Annotated in this window: 17 protein-coding genes and 1 riboswitch; of the genes, 14 read left to right on the top strand and 3 right to left on the bottom strand. The window is 55.5% G+C overall.

What is annotated here, in order from left to right:
- The first annotated feature begins 48 nt into the window (after nt 1-48).
- The 5 genes from AC22G1_RS09025 to AC22G1_RS09045 all read left to right on the top strand — a co-directional run bounded on the left by AC22G1_RS09025 (nt 49) and on the right by AC22G1_RS09045 (nt 3,484).
- A complete protein-coding gene (locus AC22G1_RS09025; protein WP_487316464.1) occupies nt 49-1,449 on the top strand; it encodes a hypothetical protein in 1,401 nt (466 codons plus the stop codon).
- Between the two features lie 117 nt (nt 1,450-1,566).
- The gene (locus AC22G1_RS09030; protein ID WP_487316465.1) at nt 1,567-1,974 is read left to right on the top strand and encodes a hypothetical protein; all 408 of its coding nucleotides are present in this window, start codon (nt 1,567-1,569) and stop codon (nt 1,972-1,974) included.
- Between the two features lie 79 nt (nt 1,975-2,053).
- The gene (locus AC22G1_RS09035; protein WP_487316466.1) at nt 2,054-2,365 is read left to right on the top strand and encodes an SMI1/KNR4 family protein; all 312 of its coding nucleotides are present in this window, start codon (nt 2,054-2,056) and stop codon (nt 2,363-2,365) included.
- A gap of 116 nt (nt 2,366-2,481) precedes the next feature.
- Nucleotides 2,482-2,889, top strand: a complete 408-nt coding sequence (locus AC22G1_RS09040; RefSeq protein WP_487316467.1) for a hypothetical protein — start codon at nt 2,482-2,484, stop codon at nt 2,887-2,889.
- A gap of 295 nt (nt 2,890-3,184) precedes the next feature.
- Nucleotides 3,185-3,484, top strand: coding sequence for a CPCC family cysteine-rich protein (locus AC22G1_RS09045; RefSeq protein ID WP_487316468.1), 300 nt, complete (start codon nt 3,185-3,187; stop codon nt 3,482-3,484).
- A 98-nt stretch (nt 3,485-3,582) separates the two neighbouring features.
- Here the strand turns inward: AC22G1_RS09045 and AC22G1_RS09050 are convergent, their stop codons facing one another.
- A complete protein-coding gene (locus AC22G1_RS09050; protein WP_083445770.1) occupies nt 3,583-5,343 on the bottom strand; it encodes a M61 family metallopeptidase in 1,761 nt (586 codons plus the stop codon).
- 68 nt (nt 5,344-5,411) lie between these two features.
- Here AC22G1_RS09050 and hinT point away from each other — a divergent pair, with 68 nt between their 5' ends.
- The 9 genes from hinT to AC22G1_RS09095 all read left to right on the top strand — a co-directional run bounded on the left by hinT (nt 5,412) and on the right by AC22G1_RS09095 (nt 13,523).
- On the top strand, nt 5,412-5,762 hold the full coding sequence (gene hinT / locus AC22G1_RS09055) for a purine nucleoside phosphoramidase (RefSeq protein ID WP_050658004.1): 351 nt from the start codon (nt 5,412-5,414) through the stop codon (nt 5,760-5,762).
- A 104-nt stretch (nt 5,763-5,866) separates the two neighbouring features.
- Nucleotides 5,867-5,972, top strand: a riboswitch (TPP riboswitch).
- A 37-nt stretch (nt 5,973-6,009) separates the two neighbouring features.
- Nucleotides 6,010-8,058 carry a TonB-dependent receptor gene (locus AC22G1_RS09060; RefSeq protein ID WP_487316469.1) on the top strand — a complete coding sequence of 683 codons (2,049 nt, stop codon included), beginning with the start codon at nt 6,010-6,012 and terminating at the stop codon, nt 8,056-8,058.
- A 9-nt stretch (nt 8,059-8,067) separates the two neighbouring features.
- Nucleotides 8,068-8,313 (top strand): hypothetical protein, encoded by a 246-nt coding sequence (locus tag AC22G1_RS09065; protein WP_050658006.1) that lies wholly within the window; start codon nt 8,068-8,070, stop codon nt 8,311-8,313.
- A complete protein-coding gene (gene pnuC, locus AC22G1_RS09070; protein WP_487316470.1) occupies nt 8,310-8,909 on the top strand; it encodes a nicotinamide riboside transporter PnuC in 600 nt (199 codons plus the stop codon). Before AC22G1_RS09065 ends, pnuC begins: the two co-directional genes overlap by 4 nt.
- Nucleotides 8,890-9,660 carry a choline/ethanolamine kinase family protein gene (locus AC22G1_RS09075; protein WP_487316471.1) on the top strand — a complete coding sequence of 257 codons (771 nt, stop codon included), beginning with the start codon at nt 8,890-8,892 and terminating at the stop codon, nt 9,658-9,660. Before pnuC ends, AC22G1_RS09075 begins: the two co-directional genes overlap by 20 nt.
- Before the next feature lie 77 nt (nt 9,661-9,737).
- The gene (locus AC22G1_RS09080; protein ID WP_487316472.1) at nt 9,738-10,829 is read left to right on the top strand and encodes a sensor histidine kinase; all 1,092 of its coding nucleotides are present in this window, start codon (nt 9,738-9,740) and stop codon (nt 10,827-10,829) included.
- A complete protein-coding gene (locus AC22G1_RS09085; RefSeq protein WP_487316473.1) occupies nt 10,826-11,638 on the top strand; it encodes a LytR/AlgR family response regulator transcription factor in 813 nt (270 codons plus the stop codon). The genes AC22G1_RS09080 and AC22G1_RS09085 overlap by 4 nt, the downstream gene beginning before the upstream one ends.
- A gap of 40 nt (nt 11,639-11,678) precedes the next feature.
- Nucleotides 11,679-12,623: a DMT family transporter gene (locus AC22G1_RS09090; protein WP_487316474.1), complete on the top strand. Its 945-nt coding sequence runs from the start codon at nt 11,679-11,681 to the stop codon at nt 12,621-12,623.
- 231 nt (nt 12,624-12,854) lie between these two features.
- Nucleotides 12,855-13,523, top strand: coding sequence for a hypothetical protein (locus tag AC22G1_RS09095; protein WP_487316475.1), 669 nt, complete (start codon nt 12,855-12,857; stop codon nt 13,521-13,523).
- Between the two features lie 188 nt (nt 13,524-13,711).
- Here AC22G1_RS09095 and pyk read toward each other — a convergent pair whose 3' ends face one another.
- Together pyk and AC22G1_RS09105 are read right to left on the bottom strand one after the other, a co-directional pair.
- On the bottom strand, nt 13,712-15,148 hold the full coding sequence (pyk, locus tag AC22G1_RS09100) for a pyruvate kinase (protein ID WP_487316476.1): 1,437 nt from the start codon (nt 15,146-15,148) through the stop codon (nt 13,712-13,714).
- A gap of 73 nt (nt 15,149-15,221) precedes the next feature.
- A complete protein-coding gene (locus AC22G1_RS09105) occupies nt 15,222-16,079 on the bottom strand; it encodes a MurR/RpiR family transcriptional regulator (protein WP_487316477.1) in 858 nt (285 codons plus the stop codon).
- Nucleotides 16,080-16,213: the final 134 nt, after the last annotated feature.

A 16,213-nucleotide genomic window follows, 5' to 3' on the forward strand; every position in this document is an offset into this window, starting at 1 on the left:
CGGCACGGCTTAATTCCAGCGTTATAGCTCAATCGAAATGGAGTATTCATGTCTTACGCATTAATTGACAATGCATCACTTACCGCTGTAGATAGAGTTACGGGGCGGATATTAGTAAAAAATCCAGATACTATAAATGGCGATCTAGTTGCATTTGAAAATGTTATTCAAGCAATTCTTTTCTATGATGATTTGGTGTGCATCGATAACTATAAACCCGAACACCGAGAAACTAGGATTAACACCTTCGATTTTATTAGATTCCTTCCACAAGATGATTTGGGGTTAACAGGTGTTGATCAATTAGCTAAAAATGAAGCTCAACAGATTAAACCTGAACTACGAGGTGGTGAATTTGTAGATGATGATTTTAAAACGCTAGTAGAAATGTTAAAGCTTAATATGGTTTGCACTTGGGATATGCGTTCAAGTGTTTATTATCTAACACTGAAAATGCTAGGGCAGCCATATACTCCTGAGTATGAGAAATATAGTGAGTTAAGTGCATCAATATTTAACGAACTATCAGATGTCGGTGATACAAAAGGAAGATGGTCTACAGACGTAAAATTGGTTGGCTCTGATGGTCATCATCACACAATTCAAGAAATGAAGGCCCAAACCAATGGATATGGTGGTATAACTCGTCCGTTGGAGATGTTTATAGCTTCTCTAAATTGGTTAGCCTATAAATCAATTTATTACAGTATGGCGGCAAAGCATTTAAAAGCAGATTCATTCATACACCCTATTAGACATGCATACCAAATGCACTGGATGTCAAAAACTGGAGCTTTTGGTCACGATTATACTTCTAAGTTAATAGGTAACCTAAGCAATAAAATTTCTACTACAACCTCCGAAATATTAGATCATGGAAGAGCAAGTTCTATTTCAATGGATCTCCCTATTTTTTCTGCTTGGCTTACCGTTGAAGCAGGTGGGATTGATAATGTTATTGCGTCGGCACTTGAACTTAAAGAATCCAATCACTTTATTACAGCAAGAGAAGTAATCAGAGAAATTAAAATAGCTTACGATGAAGATGGAATTGCATCAGCGAATTCTAAAGTTACCAAGCTGATGGGCGACCTGGATAAAATAACTGGTGACATCAAACGTAATTTTGGCGTACCTTCGTCACAAGGTATTCAAGGTAGTTTCCTAATCAAGTCTATTAATGGTTTAACAGCTCTAGCTGGTATCCCTCCCTTACCGGATAAAGAGTTTGCATTAAGCACTCCTGAGTTCATGAAATCGAAACGAACTAAAGCGTTTTCGACGATATTTAAAGATGTGGCAAATGAATTGACTTCTATAGAGAGGTTAGGAGGAGTAAGAGATTCTATGGCATCATCTTTTAATATCGATGATGAATATTACGTACGTCCGAAAACCGAAGATCCTAGATTCAGAAGATCAACATCTAGTTGGAAAATACCCATGTAACAAAGAGCTATAACAAGTTGCTCAAACGGACAAAAAACAGCTGGCTTTTGCTCGTTCCTCGCTAATTTTACCCAGCTATTTTATTGCCGCTTAGCAAAGCGTTAGGTGAAATCACACATGGATTTAGACCTGTCCATAGCAGGCGCGAAAGAGGAGCGCGCGAGACTTATGCAGTTTCACGTACTCTTGAACAGCCCGGATATCATCCCTGAGCAGGCCTATCGAATGTCAGCAAACCTGTACCCTCTCGTTTGCTACATCAATAACATTATCGGTCTGTACCTCAGTAAAAATTATGAAATTATACCTCTTTTCATAAGCCGTGCTCTATCACATATAAGCAATCATCCAGCACAACCTGCGGGTATCGCTTATCAAACTACCGCCATGCTTTACCTAAAACACATGACGCATATTCTCAAATCATATTCAGCTATATCTCGCGAGTTTCTATATGAGCTTATACCTGAAGAAGTTTTGAATGCCGGCCCTCAGCAAGTTCCTTTCAACGCAGAGAGCACCTAAAAAATGGTTCAAGTTGCTCGCTTCGCTCACTGCGGGACCGGCTAAAGCCGGCCCCTTAACCAAACGTTAAATGGCCAAGATGAATATCGCAGAAATTAAAGAAACTCTGAAAACTTGGATTGATGAAGGATTCATCGAGGGAGAGTTATCTGTCGATCCAGAATGGTATGTACTTTGGAAGCCAGAAGAACTCGAAGAGTTTAATCGGGAATATGAGTTGGCCGAATTCGCACCAGGATTTATTACATTCGGCAGCAATGGTGGTGGCGAGCTTCTGGTCGTAAATGAAGAAGGGGTAGTGTTCTATATCCCAGCAATAGGCATGGCTCCTGATACAGCAATAGAAATCGCAAAAAATCTCAGCGAGTTTAAAGGGTTTATGCAGCGGTGAAAGGGCCATTTAAGAAGTTGCTCAAGTTCACTCCGGCCGCAAAAGGCGCGGCCTCCGCAGGACAACCTACGCTGCGTTTCGGTGCCCATTAGCAAAAGCGTTATACGTAAAAGAGCATGAATCGAGCTATCGAAGATGAAATGAAAATTCTTTGGTCTGATTTTGAAGACTATGACGTCGCTCAAAAGCTTGAGGCATTTGAAAGATTAAAAAAGTCGACAACTGAAGAAGATCTACCTAGATTGGTTGAGTTATTGAAATCTGAAAAGAACGATTTTTGGGTTCGTGAGCTACTATCAGAGCCAATTTCAGATCTAGGTGGCACGAAATACTTACTTGAGTTATTTGATGCTCTTGAGCTAAATGCACAAGAAGGTCATGATAATGACAGTTTTAACCATTTTCTCACGGAAATTGCTTGTTCAGATCCTGAGGGGTGTAAAGAGAAATTGTCCAGCCTATTGGCGCAGCCTGGGTTTCGTCATCGAGAGGCTGCCCAATGGCTGCTAACATTCTGCGAGTAACTACGCATAACAAGTGACTATGACGTTCCATCAATAAATTATGTCTAATTTTCGTCCCATTTCTCGCCATTCTTAATCATGAATTGGGGATGGCGATTTGCGTTCTCAAATAGGCGTTCGGGCCACTCTAGAGACCTTTCCTGGTTTGAGCGATTTACTAAACAGGCTATAAGCCAGCAAGTTGCTCACGCTTTATACATGGGTGTTTCACTTTGTCTTTTGAAAGCAGGCTCAACAGTACAAGACTTGGCTAAAATCATCCTTCGAGATTTTTGCTATTGCGCAGGTGAATAACATGAGCAGAGAACAAGCCGCGAACGGATTGTTTGCTTGTCCTTGTTGTGGTTATGCCACATTGGAGGAGCCGAGCAGCTACGAGATATGCGACATCTGTTTTTGGGAGGATGACGGCCAGGACGACCCGGATGCCGATGGATTCTTTGGTGGCCCGAATCACCTGCCCTTGACCGAAGCGCGGGTTAACTTTTTGACCATCGGTGCTTGTGACCCAAAAGACAAAGCCCACGTGCGTAGCCCCACTGAGCGGGATATCAATGTCAGGTTCTACAGCAAAAATAAGCTTTACCATTCGTAGCGGATTTATCGCCGCCGGTTTGGGCTGCGTGGGTAAGCCACTGCGCCATAAAAAAACGCCGCTTTCGCGGCGTTTTTTTGTTCTTCTAAGCCAGCGGCTTACAGCTCCAGCCAGCCTTTGAGTTGGTCAGGGTCTGTTATTTCCAGCACGGCGGTGTCGAGGGGGGCCGGTTGGGGGGTGAGGTCAAAGGTCATGAGCTCGTCGCGGCGAAAGGCGTGCACTTCCACCGGGCGCTCGCCGATGGCGGTGAGCTGGGTTTGCAGCTTGCCAAGGCGGGCGCGAAGGCCATCGATGGCGACTATCACATCGCCAGCGGCAAGGCCGGCTTGGTCGGCGGCGCTGCCGTGGGTGACGGATAGGAGCTTGATGCCGCCGTCGGCGTCGGCCAGTTTGGCGCCAAGGGTGAGGCGTTCGCTTCGGGCCTTACCGGGGTTGCCGCCGGTGTCGTTGTCGTCACTGGCGGGTTTAAAGCTCAGGCTCACCCCAAGGGCGGCTAGCAGTTTTTGTACCGGCAAATCTTCGGTGCCGTGGAGCGCTTGGTTAAAGAAGCTTTCCAGGGATTCGCCCAGCAGGCTCTCGGCAATGCGCTGGTGGCTGGTGTCGTCGGTGCCGAGGCCCTGGCGGCCAAAGTCTTCCCAGAGCCGCTCCATGACATCGTCAAGGCTGAGGCTGTGCTCGGAGCGAAGGCGAAGGGTTAAATCCAGGCACAGGGCCATGATGGCGCCCTTGGTGTAGTAGCTGACGATGGCGTTGGGGGCGTTTTCGTCTTGCTGGTAGAACTTGGTCCAGGCGTCGAAGCTGGAGTCGGCAAGGCTTTGCACCAGGCGGCCCGGGCCTCGGGCCACTCGGGTGAGGGTGGTGGCCAGGCGGTCTAAGTATTCGGCGGCGTCGATAAGGCCGGCGCGGTGCAGCATTAAGTCGTCGTAATAAGAGGTAATGCCTTCATAGGCCCACAGCTGAATGCTGTGGCTCTCGCGTTCAAGTTGGTAGGGCAAAAAGGCCTGGGGCTTGATGCGTTTGACGTTCCAGTTGTGAAAGTACTCATGGGAGCACAGCGCCAGGAAGTCGTTGTAATCCTTACCGTTCAGCAGATAACGGGGGATCATCAGCGCCGTGGAGTTGCGGTGCTCAAGGCCGCCGTAACCGTCGCTGGTGACCATGGTCAGGAACCAGTATTCGTCAAAGGGGTAGGGGGCGCCGAAGAACTGCAACTGGGTTTCGCAGATGGCGGCCAAGTCCCGCTTGAGCCGCTCTTTGTCGCCATAGTGGTGGCCGGTGAGCACCAGATGGTGGGGAATGCCGCAGGCTTCGAAGCTCAGCACCTCGAAATCGCCCATCTCCACCGGGTGGTCGATAAGGGCGTCGTAGTCTTGGGCGCTAAAGCGGCCAAAGTGCCAGGGGGCACTGCTTTGGCGGGTCAGCCCGGTTGCAAGCTGCCAGTGGGGCGCCTCGACGGGGGGCTGGATATCCAGGGTCACCGGCTCGTTTTCCTGGCCGGCGACGGCTAAAAACACCGAGGTGCCGTTAAAAAAGCCGTGGGTTTCATCCAGGTGGCTACCGCGCACCGATAAATCCCAGGCGTACACCTGATAGCGCACCTTGACCGGTCCCTCGCAGGGCGCCAGTTGCCAGCGGGCCTTGCCCAGCTTTTGCACGGCGATGGGGGTGTCGTCTTCGTCGCTGGCCTCTATCCACTGCAGGTGTTTGGCAAAGTCGCGGATAAGGTAGGAGCCGGGGATCCAGGCGGGCAGCCACAGCTGCTGGCCCAGGTGGTCTGGCTCTTCAATGCTGAGGGTCACGTCGAACAGGTGGCGGCTGAGATCAGCAGGCTTGATGTCGTAATGGATGGCGGCGATCATTGGCGTGCACTTTCAAGGATTTGCCATGCAGTCTAGCATGGTCTTCGAGGCCGCTTAAGGAGCCAACGATGAGCGAAGAAACCATTTTTTCCAAAATCATTCGCCGGGAAATTCCTGCCGATATCCTGTACCAGGACGATCTTGTCACCGCTTTTCGTGACATCAACCCCAAGGCCCCCTTGCACGTGCTGGTGGTGCCCAACATCCTCATCCCCACCGCCGATGACATGGCCCAAGAGCACGAGCCCTACCTTGGCCGAATGATGACGGTGGCCGCCAAAATCGCCCGTGAAGCGGGCGTTGCCGAAGACGGCTATCGCCTGTTGATGAACTGCCGTGACCACGGTGGCCAGGAGGTGTACCACATCCACCTGCACCTTTTGGGCGGCAAACCGTTGGGGCCAATGCTGGCCCGCTAAGCCCAAGTCTTTTTAGTGCCGGGTAACGCCCGGTGCCAGTGGCGGCGGCGCCAACTGGCGTTAAGGGGCTGACATCCTGTGACAGCCCCGTTACAATCAGCGCGATTTTCACCAGGGGGAGGCCTTAGAGGCCTGAGATGTCGGTGCACCGACAGACCCTTTGAACCTGATCCGGCTCGTACCGGCGTAGGGATGGTGCCCGCCATAACTGCCGCACGCCCCGGATCTCTTATAAAAAGAGGTCCACATGTTCAAAAAGTCTCTTATTGCGCTCGCGCTGGCCAGTACCACGGCCATGGCGGACGACAGCATCGAACGCATTCAGGTGACCGGGGACTTTCGCGCCCAGGCGCTGAGTGACCTTACCGACTCCGTGTCGGTGCTCTCTGCTGACACCCTTGAAAAACGCCACACCCAGGCCCTCGACGAAGCCCTGGCGCTGGTGCCTAACGTCAACGTGGCAAGCGGCGCCAGCCGTGGCCGCTTTTTGCAAATTCGCGGCATTGGCGAGCGCAGCCAGTTTGTTGACCCGGTTAACCCCTCGGTGGGGCTCTTGGTCGACGGCTTTGATTTTTCAGGCCTTGGCCTTGCCGGGCTTATCAGCGACGTGAGCCAGGTGGAGGTGTTTCGCGGCCCCCAGGGCACCCGCTTTGGCGCCAACGCCCTGGCCGGATTGGTGAACATTCGCACCCAGGACCCAACCGATACCCTCGAAGGCTATGGCCGGGTGAGCCTGGCTAACCACGACGCCCATCGCCTGGAAGGGGCCATTGGTGGCGGCCTGGGGGGCAGTTGGTCGGCGCGGCTGTCGGGCTCAAGCTACAAGAGCGATGGCGACAACCACGACGCCTTTTTGGGCAAAGCCACCAACGACCGCGATGAAGACACTGCCCGCCTTAAGCTGCGCTACCAGCAAGGCGACTGGCAGTGGGATGTCACCGGCCTTTTTATCGACGTTAATAACGGCTACGACGCTTTTAGTTTCGACAACTCCCGCACCACGCTCTCCGACCAGCCCGGGCGCGACAAACAGCTGAGCCGGGGCCTTGGCTCCCGGCTCAGCTACAGCGGCTGGAGCAAGGCCCGTGTTGAGCTCAACACCACCATCAGCCACTCCGATAGTCTTTATAGCTATGACGAGGATTGGTCCAACCCCGGTTATTGCCAAAGCCGCGACTGCCCCTATGGCGACTACGAAAGCTTTGACAGCTATCAGCGAGACCGCAACACCAAGGTGGTAGACCTTCGCCTGGTGTCCAGCCCCGAAGGGCGGCTCGGCAACGCCGACTGGGTGCTGGGGCTGTACGGTAAATTCCAGGACGAATCCTTGGTGCGCGATTACACCTACGGCGGCATTCAAAGCGATATCAACAGTGACAACAAAGCGGTGTACGGCCAGCTTTCACTGCCCCTAGCCAGCCGCTGGCGCCTTGATTTTGGTGGCCGCCTTGAGCGCTGGAGCGCCGACTATCATGACTCCAACCCCTTGCAGCTCGCTCACGGCGAGACCTTGTGGGGCGCCAATGTGGACCTTTCCTACAGTCTTGATTCGGGCCTCTATTACCTGGGCCTGAGCCGGGGCTACAAACCCGGCGGCTTTAATACCGAGGGCGGGGTGCCGGACGACAAACGCAGCTTTGACACCGAAACCGCCCTTAACCTCGAAGCAGGGGCCAAGTGGTGGCTTGAAGACGATTTGTCGGTGGCGCTGAGCGTCTTTCAGATGTGGCGCGACGACATGCAGGTCAAAACCTACCAGACCCTGCCCCGCGACGACGGCTCCACCGAGTTTGTGAACTTCCTCGACAACGCCGCCTCCGGCCGCAACTATGGCCTGGAAGCCGAGGCCGACTGGCAGCTGCTGCCAAGCCTTCGCCTGCGTGGCTCGCTGGGGCTGCTTAAAACCCGCTATAAAGACTTTGTAAACGCCGAGGGCGTGCGCCTTGACGGGCGCGACCAGGCCCAGGCGCCGCGCTGGCAATACTCGCTGGCCGCCGATTGGCAGCTTAGCGACAACTGGCTGCTGACCGTCGAGAACGAAGGCAAAGACAAATACTATTTCTCAGACACCCACAACGAGCAGTCCTGGGCCTATAGCCTGTGGCACGCCAACCTGGCCTGGCAACACCAGCACTGGGAGCTGTCGCTGTACGGGCGTAACCTCTTTGACCGCAAGTACGCTACCCGCGGCTTTGGCGGTTTTGGTAACGATCCGGCCGACGGCTATGCCGAACACCCTTATTACCAGTTGGCCGACGGCCGGGTGGTGGGCGCCAGCGCCACTTACCGTTTTTAAGGAGCCTGTATGAACCTGTCTGTTGAGATCTCCATGTACCCCCTGGCGGACGATTACATTCCGCCTATTCAAGGCTTTATCGATACCCTCAACCGCCACCCACAGCTGACGGTGCTCACCAACACCATGAGCACCCAGGTGTTTGGCCCCTACGACACCGTGCTCAAGGTGGTAGGGGAGGCCATGAAAGCCTTTCATGCCGAGGGCAAGGCGAGCTTTGTCTGTAAATTCCTGGGTGGGGATCTGCGCCCGTGACGGCCTTTGTGGCGGCGGTTATCGAGCAGCTCAAGGCCACCTCGCCCCTTGAAGGCGTTGCGGTGCTGCTGGCCGTTGCCTACCTGTGGCTGGCCATGCGCCAAAGCCAGTGGTGCTGGCCGGCGGCGCTGGTCAGCACCTTGCTGTACGTGTGGCTGTTCTACGATGTGGCGCTACTTAGCGAGTCGCTGCTCAACGTCTATTACATGGCCATGGCGGTTTATGGCTGGTGGAGCTGGCGCCAGGGCACGGCCGGCGGCAGGTTGCCGGTCAATAGCCGCCCCCTTGGCTGGCACCTTAAGGTGATTGGCGCCGGGGCGGCGCTATCCCTGGCCTGGGGCCACCTGATGGCCACCCATACCCAGGCTGCCTTTCCTTATCTGGACGCCGCCACCAGCTGCTTTGCGGTAATAACCACCTGGATGGTCACCCGCAAGGTGCTGGAGAACTGGCTCTATTGGATTGCCATCGACGGTTTGTCCATCTGGCTGTACCTGCAAAAAGACTTGGCCATGACCGCGCTGCTGTTCGTGGCTTATGTGCTGATGGCCATCGCCGGGTATTGGAGCTGGCGCCGTGCCTTGCAACCTGCCTGAGCCCTGGCAAGAGGCTAGCCGCACGCCCTTTAGCGGCGGCCTTACCAACCGCCACTGGCTGCTTAGCAGCGTTGAGGGTAGGGCGCTCCTTCGGCAAAACAGCGCCGCCCTTGAGCTTGGTATCAACCGCCAGGCCGAGCACCAGCTGTGGCAAGCGGCAAGCGAGGCAGGCATCAGCCCGGCGCTTATCTGGCAAGAGGGCGACTGGGCCTTAAGCCGCTTTATCGACGCGCCAACAGGCGCTGCTAACACCCCGGCGCGGCTCGTTGCGCTCCTAAAAGCTGTTAACTGGCTGCAAGGCGTTGAAGGGGCGAAGTTACCCTTATTGCCCCTTCGAGAGCGGGCCCTGGCCCTTGGCGCCACCGACGGCCCCTGGCAGGCCTACCGGCTGGTGGAGGCATCTCCCTTACCAGAAGTGCCTGCCCATGTGGATTTGAACCCCGAAAATTGCCTGTGGCAAGGGGAGCGTTTGTGGCTGATTGACTGGGAATACGCCAGCCTTGCCGACCCTTATTACGACCTGGCAGCCATTGTGGTCAGCCATGAAGTGGCGCCACAGCTGCTTTGCAGCCACTGGCAATCGCTCACCGGCAAGGCGCTGGTGCCAGAGCGGCTACTGGCCATGTGCGCAATCTATGCACACCTTTGTGAATGCTGGTGTCGCCACCCGCAGGCGGGCTACCTTGCTTACGCTGCGCATTATCGCAAAGCATGGCAGCACTGCCTTGTGGCGCTGGCAGGGGTCGATTAGCCTCTGCGTCAGATCCCTTACCGGCAAGCTTGCATGCCTTCTGTTGATTTTTCCTGCCGCTGTGGTGGGAGCCTTTTATGAGACGCACCCTGTCCGATGACCCTCGGGATGTGGGTAAAGCGCTGTTTGGCGAGAGCCACGATCGCTACTTCTGGTTTTTGCATACCCTTGGCTGGTTCAGCTACGGGGTACTTTTTTGGATCTCCAACTATCTTGCCGGCAGCCCCGGGCGCTACTGGGTGCATATCGTCTTTTTAAGCTCCACCGGCTGGCTGCTGTCCATTCCGCTGCGCTACCTCTACCGGCGGGTGTGGAATTTCAAGCCCCGCACCATTGTCATCATCGCCATCCTTGCCTGCCTGGTGGTGGGCATGGCCTGGCAGCTGGGGCGTAACTTCTTCTTCTACGCGGTGCTCTATCCCAACCGGGCGCCGGATGCGTGGTCGGGTTATTACGGCTACGTGGTGGCAACGGTGCCGATTCTGGCGGCCTGGAGCTGCCTGTATTTCGGTATCAAGTACTACCGGATGCTGCAAATTCTCAACGAAAAGGCCCTCAAAGCGGCCAACGCCGCCCAACAGGCACAGCTAAAAGCGCTGCGTTACCAGCTTAACCCGCATTTTTTGTTCAATACCCTCAATGCCATCTCGACCCTTATCATGGTCAAGGAGAACGACACCGCCAATCGCATGGTGGGAGGGCTGGCCGAGTTTTTGCGCTATTCGCTGGAGAACGACCCCATTCGCCGGGTGCCGTTGGAGCAGGAAGTGCGGGCCATGCAAAAATACCTGACCATCGAGGAGATCCGCTTTTCCGATCGCCTCAAGGTCCACTGGCAGATAGAGGATGAGGCCAAAGGGGCCTTGGTGCCGTCGCTTATCCTGCAGCCCATTATCGAAAACGCCATCAAGTACGGGGTGGCCGGTAAGCTCGATGGCGGGAATATCTGGATTTTAGGTAAACGTTTTGGTAGTGATCTGCTGCTGGAGATCACTGACGACGGCCCCGGCCTTGGCCAGGGCAAGAGCACCAGCACCGGCCTAGGCCTTGCCAACAGCCGCGAGCGCCTCGCCACCCTGTACGGTGACGACTTTGCCTTTACCTTGTCACCCCACGAACCATCGGGGCTGACAGTAAATTTACGCATACCCTACCAGACAGAAGAATGACCATAACAACCCTTATCGTTGACGACGAGCCGCTGGCCCGCCAAGGCCTCAAGGTCAGGCTGGCCCAGTGCCCACAGCTGCAACTGGTAGGCGAGGCCTCCAGTGCCCATGACGCCCTTGAGGCCATTGCCACCTTAAGACCGGATTTGATGTTCCTGGACATCCAGATGCCGGGCATGACCGGCATTGAGCTGATTGAGTCCATGCTGGAGCGGGATTTGGACATGCCGCTGGTGGTGTTCGTGACCGCCTATGACGACTACGCCGTCAAAGCCTTTGAGCTGCACGCCCTTGATTACCTGTTAAAGCCCATCGACGAAGAGCGCCTTAGCGCCTGCCTTGAGCGCATCGACGAGCAGCTTGGCCAGCGCGATCAGGCCCGGCGCGAAGCGCGCATGTTAAAGGCCCTGGCCGAGCTTGCTGGGGTCAGCATCGACGAGATGCAGCAGCGCCTAGACCGCGGCGAAGCGGTCACTGGCGATTACGCCAGCCAACTGGCCATTCGCGACGGCTCGGAAGTGAGCCTGGTGGCAGTGGAAGACATCGACTGGGTGGACGCCGCCGGCGATTACATGTGCATCCACGCCAAGGGCGTGACCCACATCATGCGTAAAACCATGAAAGAACTGGAAGCGATGCTGGACCCGCGCCGCTTCGTGCGCATCCACCGCAGCGCCATCGTCAACCGTGAACGTATCGGCCAGCTGATCAACCTAGCCAGCGCCGACTACCTGGTGCGCCTTAAAAGCGGCGACGAGCTGAGGGTAGGGCGCTCCTATCGCGAAAAGGTCAAACAACTGTTGTTGTAATAAAAGGGCCTGCGGGCCCTTTTTTCATGGAGTCTATCGAATGTCCCTGTCTGGACGCGCCGGCCTTGGGGCCGGACTATCCCTGACCACCGCCGTGCTCTGGGGGCTGCTGCCCATCGCCTTAAAAGAAGTGCTGGTGGACATGGACGCCTACACCATCACCTTCTACCGCTTTTTTGTCTCAGGGCTGCTGCTGGCCCTGTGGCTGGGGGCAAGGGGCGCCTTACCCAAGCCGTCGCGCCTTAAAGGCACGAGCGGCGCGCTGATGCTGGTATGCGTGGTGGGGCTTTTGGCCAATTACGGCTTTTATCTGTTGGCCCTTCGCCATCTTGACCCACGCACCGCCCAAACCGTTATCCAACTGGCGCCGCTGCTGTTATTGCTCGGCGGCGTTTGGCTTTATAAAGAGCCCTTTGGCGGCGCCCAGTTAATTGGGGTGTTGATGCTGGTGCTGGGCCTTGGTTTGTTTTTTAACGAGCGGCTGGTGGCGATTTTTACCGACGTTAACGGCGCTGGGTTTGGGGTGGCGCTGATGGTGGTGGCGGCGGTGAGCTGGGCAGGTTACGCCCTTGCCCAAAAAAAGCTGCTGCGGGCCTTAAATTCCATGCAGATCATGATGCTTATCAACCTCGCCGGTGGCTTGTTCTTTTTAACCTTGGCCCATCCGCTGCAAATTCTGGCGTTAAATGGCCGGGAGCTGGGCTGGTTGGTGTTTTGCTGCCTCAATACCCTGGTGGCCTATGGCGCCTTTGCTGAAGCCCTTAACCACTGGGAGGCGTCCAAGGTTTCGGCGCTGCTGTCTATCGCGCCGCTGTTAACTTTTTTCTTTGTGGCGGTACTGGCGCCCATCATGCCCTTTGGTTTTGATACCCGGCAATTACCCTGGCTTTCCTACCTGGGGGCGGCGTTGGTGGTGCTGGGCTCGGTGGTGAACGCCCTTGGCAGCCGCCTTAACCGCAAGCGGCGCGGCAATATCGAGGTATAAGGGCCTTGCTGGCCCTTTTCCTGCCAAACCGGCCTTAGGCCCTGTTCAGGGGGCCTAAGGCGACCCCTTTTCTTGGATACTTAAACGCCGCTTCACCATCTTTATGCGATTTGTCTGTCGTCATTGCTTTACATTTGCCCCTCTTTTGTTAATTTAATGTTCAACCTGCTGTAAAAGCAGGAAAAGCGGGGCAATTAAGACCACCGCTGTAAAGATGAGGGAGTCTTTAAAATGGATAAGGGGATCTGTGTCAGGACACTTGCCCTGCTGCTTGCATTCTTTTCTTTGCATCTTCATGCCCTGGATCAGCGCATATTGCCACCGCTGTTGATGGTGGGCGACACCAGCCAATCGCAATACGCGGTGCGTTGGTGGCAATGGCAAAAATCGGTGCCAGGTCCGGCCAGCCCGTACTCGGACATGACCGGCCTTCGCTGCGACTACAACCAGCACGGTGACGTGTGGTTCCTGGCGAGTGCCCCCAATGGCCAACTGGTGGACCGCTACTGCAACGTGCCGGCCGGCAAATACCTGTTTGTGCCGCTGTTCTCGCAGCTCGCTGCCCCCAATTTTGAAAACGAATACGACTGCGCCGCCGTCAAAAATGCGGTGGCGGTGGACTGGCCACGAATGAGCGAGCTGACCCTGGAGATTGACGGCGAGAGTGTCGGCAGCTTGGCGCCGTTCAGGCAAAAGTCCAAAAGCTGTTTTGATCTTCTAGGCGGGGTGGCTCGTGACCGGCTGCCGCCGAAGATATTCCCGTCTGCCACCGAAGGTTACTGGGTGATGATCAGGCCCCTTGAGCCTGGCGAACACAAGCTTAAGATCCTCTCTCGCTACAACGCTGCAGACGGCCGCGAGCTGGTGCAAAACATCCGCTACACCGTCAATATCTACTGATATCGACCAACAAAAAAGGTGCCATCAAGGCGCCTTTTTTACTGCCAGCGTCATTAATCGACGTGCGGGATTTTACAGGTATTGGCGTCGCCGATGGTTTCCATACGGTCGCCATGGGACTATCGGTCCCCGCAATAGAACCAACAAAAAAGGCGCCATCAAGGCGCCTTTTTTACTGCCAGCGATTATCAATCGACTTGCAGAATTTTACAGGTATTGGTGCCGCCGATGGTTTCCATACGGTCGCCATAGGTCATCAATACCAGGTCGCCGGTGCTCACCAGGCCTTTGGCCTTGAGCAGGGTCAGCGCCTCGCGCTTAAGGGCCTCATCCCGGTAGTGGCTGGAGTCGAACGCCACCGGGAACACGCCGCGATACAGCGCCAGGCGATTGAGGGTGCCCGCATGGCGAGACAGGGCGAAGATGGGCAAGCCGGAGCTGATGCGCGACATCAGCAACGGGGTACCGCCGCTTTCGGTCAGGGCGATAATGGCCTTGACGCTACCAAGGTGGTTGGCTGCATACATAGTGGAGAGGCTGATGGTTTCTTCCACCGAGTTGAAGCTGTGGTTCATGCGGTGGGTGTCGATGATGGCCGCCGGGTTTTTCTCGGCGCCCACGCAAACCCTGGCCATGGCCGCTACCGTCTCGGCCGGGTATTTACCGGCGGCGGTTTCGGCAGACAGCATCACCGCGTCGGTGCCGTCGAGCACCGCGTTGGCCACGTCCATCACCTCGGCGCGGGTGGGCATGGGGTTTTCGATCATCGTTTCCATCATCTGGGTTGCGGTGATCACCACCCGATTAAGCTCGCGGGAGCGGCGGATAATGCGCTTTTGCTGGCCTACCAGTTCGGCGTCGCCAATTTCCACACCCAGGTCGCCCCTTGCCACCATCACCGCGTCGGAGGCGAGGATGATGTCATCAAGGGTTTCGTCGGTGGCTACGGCTTCGGCCCGTTCAATCTTGGCGCAAATAAAGGCCTTGGAGCCGGCCGCTTCGGCCAGTTCGCGGGCGTAGCGCAGGTCGTCGCCGGAGCGGGGGAAGGACACGGCCAGGTAATCGACGCCGATAGCGGCGGCGGTTTTGATGTCGGCCTTGTCTTTTTCTGTCAGGGCAGGGGCGGTCAGGCCGCCACCTTGGCGGTTGATACCTTTGTTGTTGGACAGCGGGCCACCAATCAGCACCTCGGTGTGTACCTTGGCGCCTTCTACGTTGGTGACTTTCAGTTGTACCCGGCCGTCGTCAAGCAACAACACATCGCCCGGGCTGACATCGTCAGGCAGGGCTTTGTAATCGAGGCCCACGGCGCCCTGGTGGCCTTCACCCTTGGCCATGTCGGCGTCAAGGATAAAAGGTGCACCGATGGCCAGTTGGATGGGGCCGTCTTTAAAGGTGGAAACACGGATCTTGGGGCCTTGAAGATCGCCGAGGATGGAAACGTGGCGACCCAGGCGTGCTGCGATATCCCGCACGGCTTGTGCCCGTTGCAGGTGATCTTCTGGTGTACCGTGGGAGAAATTCAGACGAACAACGTTGGCACCGGCACGAATGACTGCTTCGAGGTTATTGCCTTTATCCGTGGCGGGGCCCAGCGTGGTAACAATTTTCGTTCTTCTCAACATGACCGATTACCCAAAAATGCGGTGACGCCACTATAGCATATCACCGCTTTTTTTGTAATTTTACTACAATCGGTCAGTGTTTATCCTCTTCCTTCTCCAGGCGGGACTCGCGAAGCACGTCCTTAACCCGTCGCAAATTTTCACGAAAACGTGGACCACGGCGCAAAACAAAGCCGGTGGCGAGGATATCAATCACGGTCAGCGACGCCAAACGAGAGGCCATGGGCATATAAACGTCGGTGTCTTCAGGCACTTCCATGCCGATGGCAATGTTAGCTTCGCGTGCCAGCGGCGAGTCTTTGGAGGTGACCGCCACCACGGTGGCGTCGTTGTCACGGGCGATGCGAGCTAGCTCTACCAGGCTCTTGGTACGGCCGGTGTGCGACAGCAACACTACCACGTCGTCGGTGCTCGAATTCATGCAGCTCATGCGCTGCACCAACACGTCGTCGGAGTAGACCACCGGCACGTTAAAGCGCAGGAATTTATTTAGCGCATCGTGGGCCACAGCGGCGCTGGCACCGAGGCCAAAGAAAGAGATTTTCTTGGCCTGGGTCAGCAGATCCACGGCGCGGTTGATGGCGCTGGTGTCCAGGCTGCGCCTGGCGGTATCCAGGCTTGCCATGGCAGATTCGAAGATCTTGGCGGTGTAGGCATCGGGGCCATCATCTTCTTCTACATGGCGGTTTACATAAGGGGTTCCGTTGGCCAAGCTTTGGGCCAGGTGGAGCTTGAAATCAGGGAAGCCCTTGGTGTCGAGGCGGCGGCAGAAACGGTTAACCGTAGGCTCGGAAACATCAGCCGCCTTAGCCAAAGAGGCAATGGACGAATGGATGGCGGACTGGGGGTTGGCGAGGATCACCTCGGCCACTTTGCGTTCCGATTTGGAGAGCGTACCCAGGCTCTTGGCGATTTTATCCAGGGTATTCATGGCGACATTTTCCTTATGGTTTTAGTGCTCTGCCGAAAGTGACTGCCACTTTGAGTGATCATTTTCGTCATTATTATGAAAAAAAACCTCTTATGAAAGTTAGCGCGACGATTTTCTTTGGGGTTTGGATGGAC

Source organism: Gallaecimonas zhanjiangensis, from assembly GCF_057624825.1.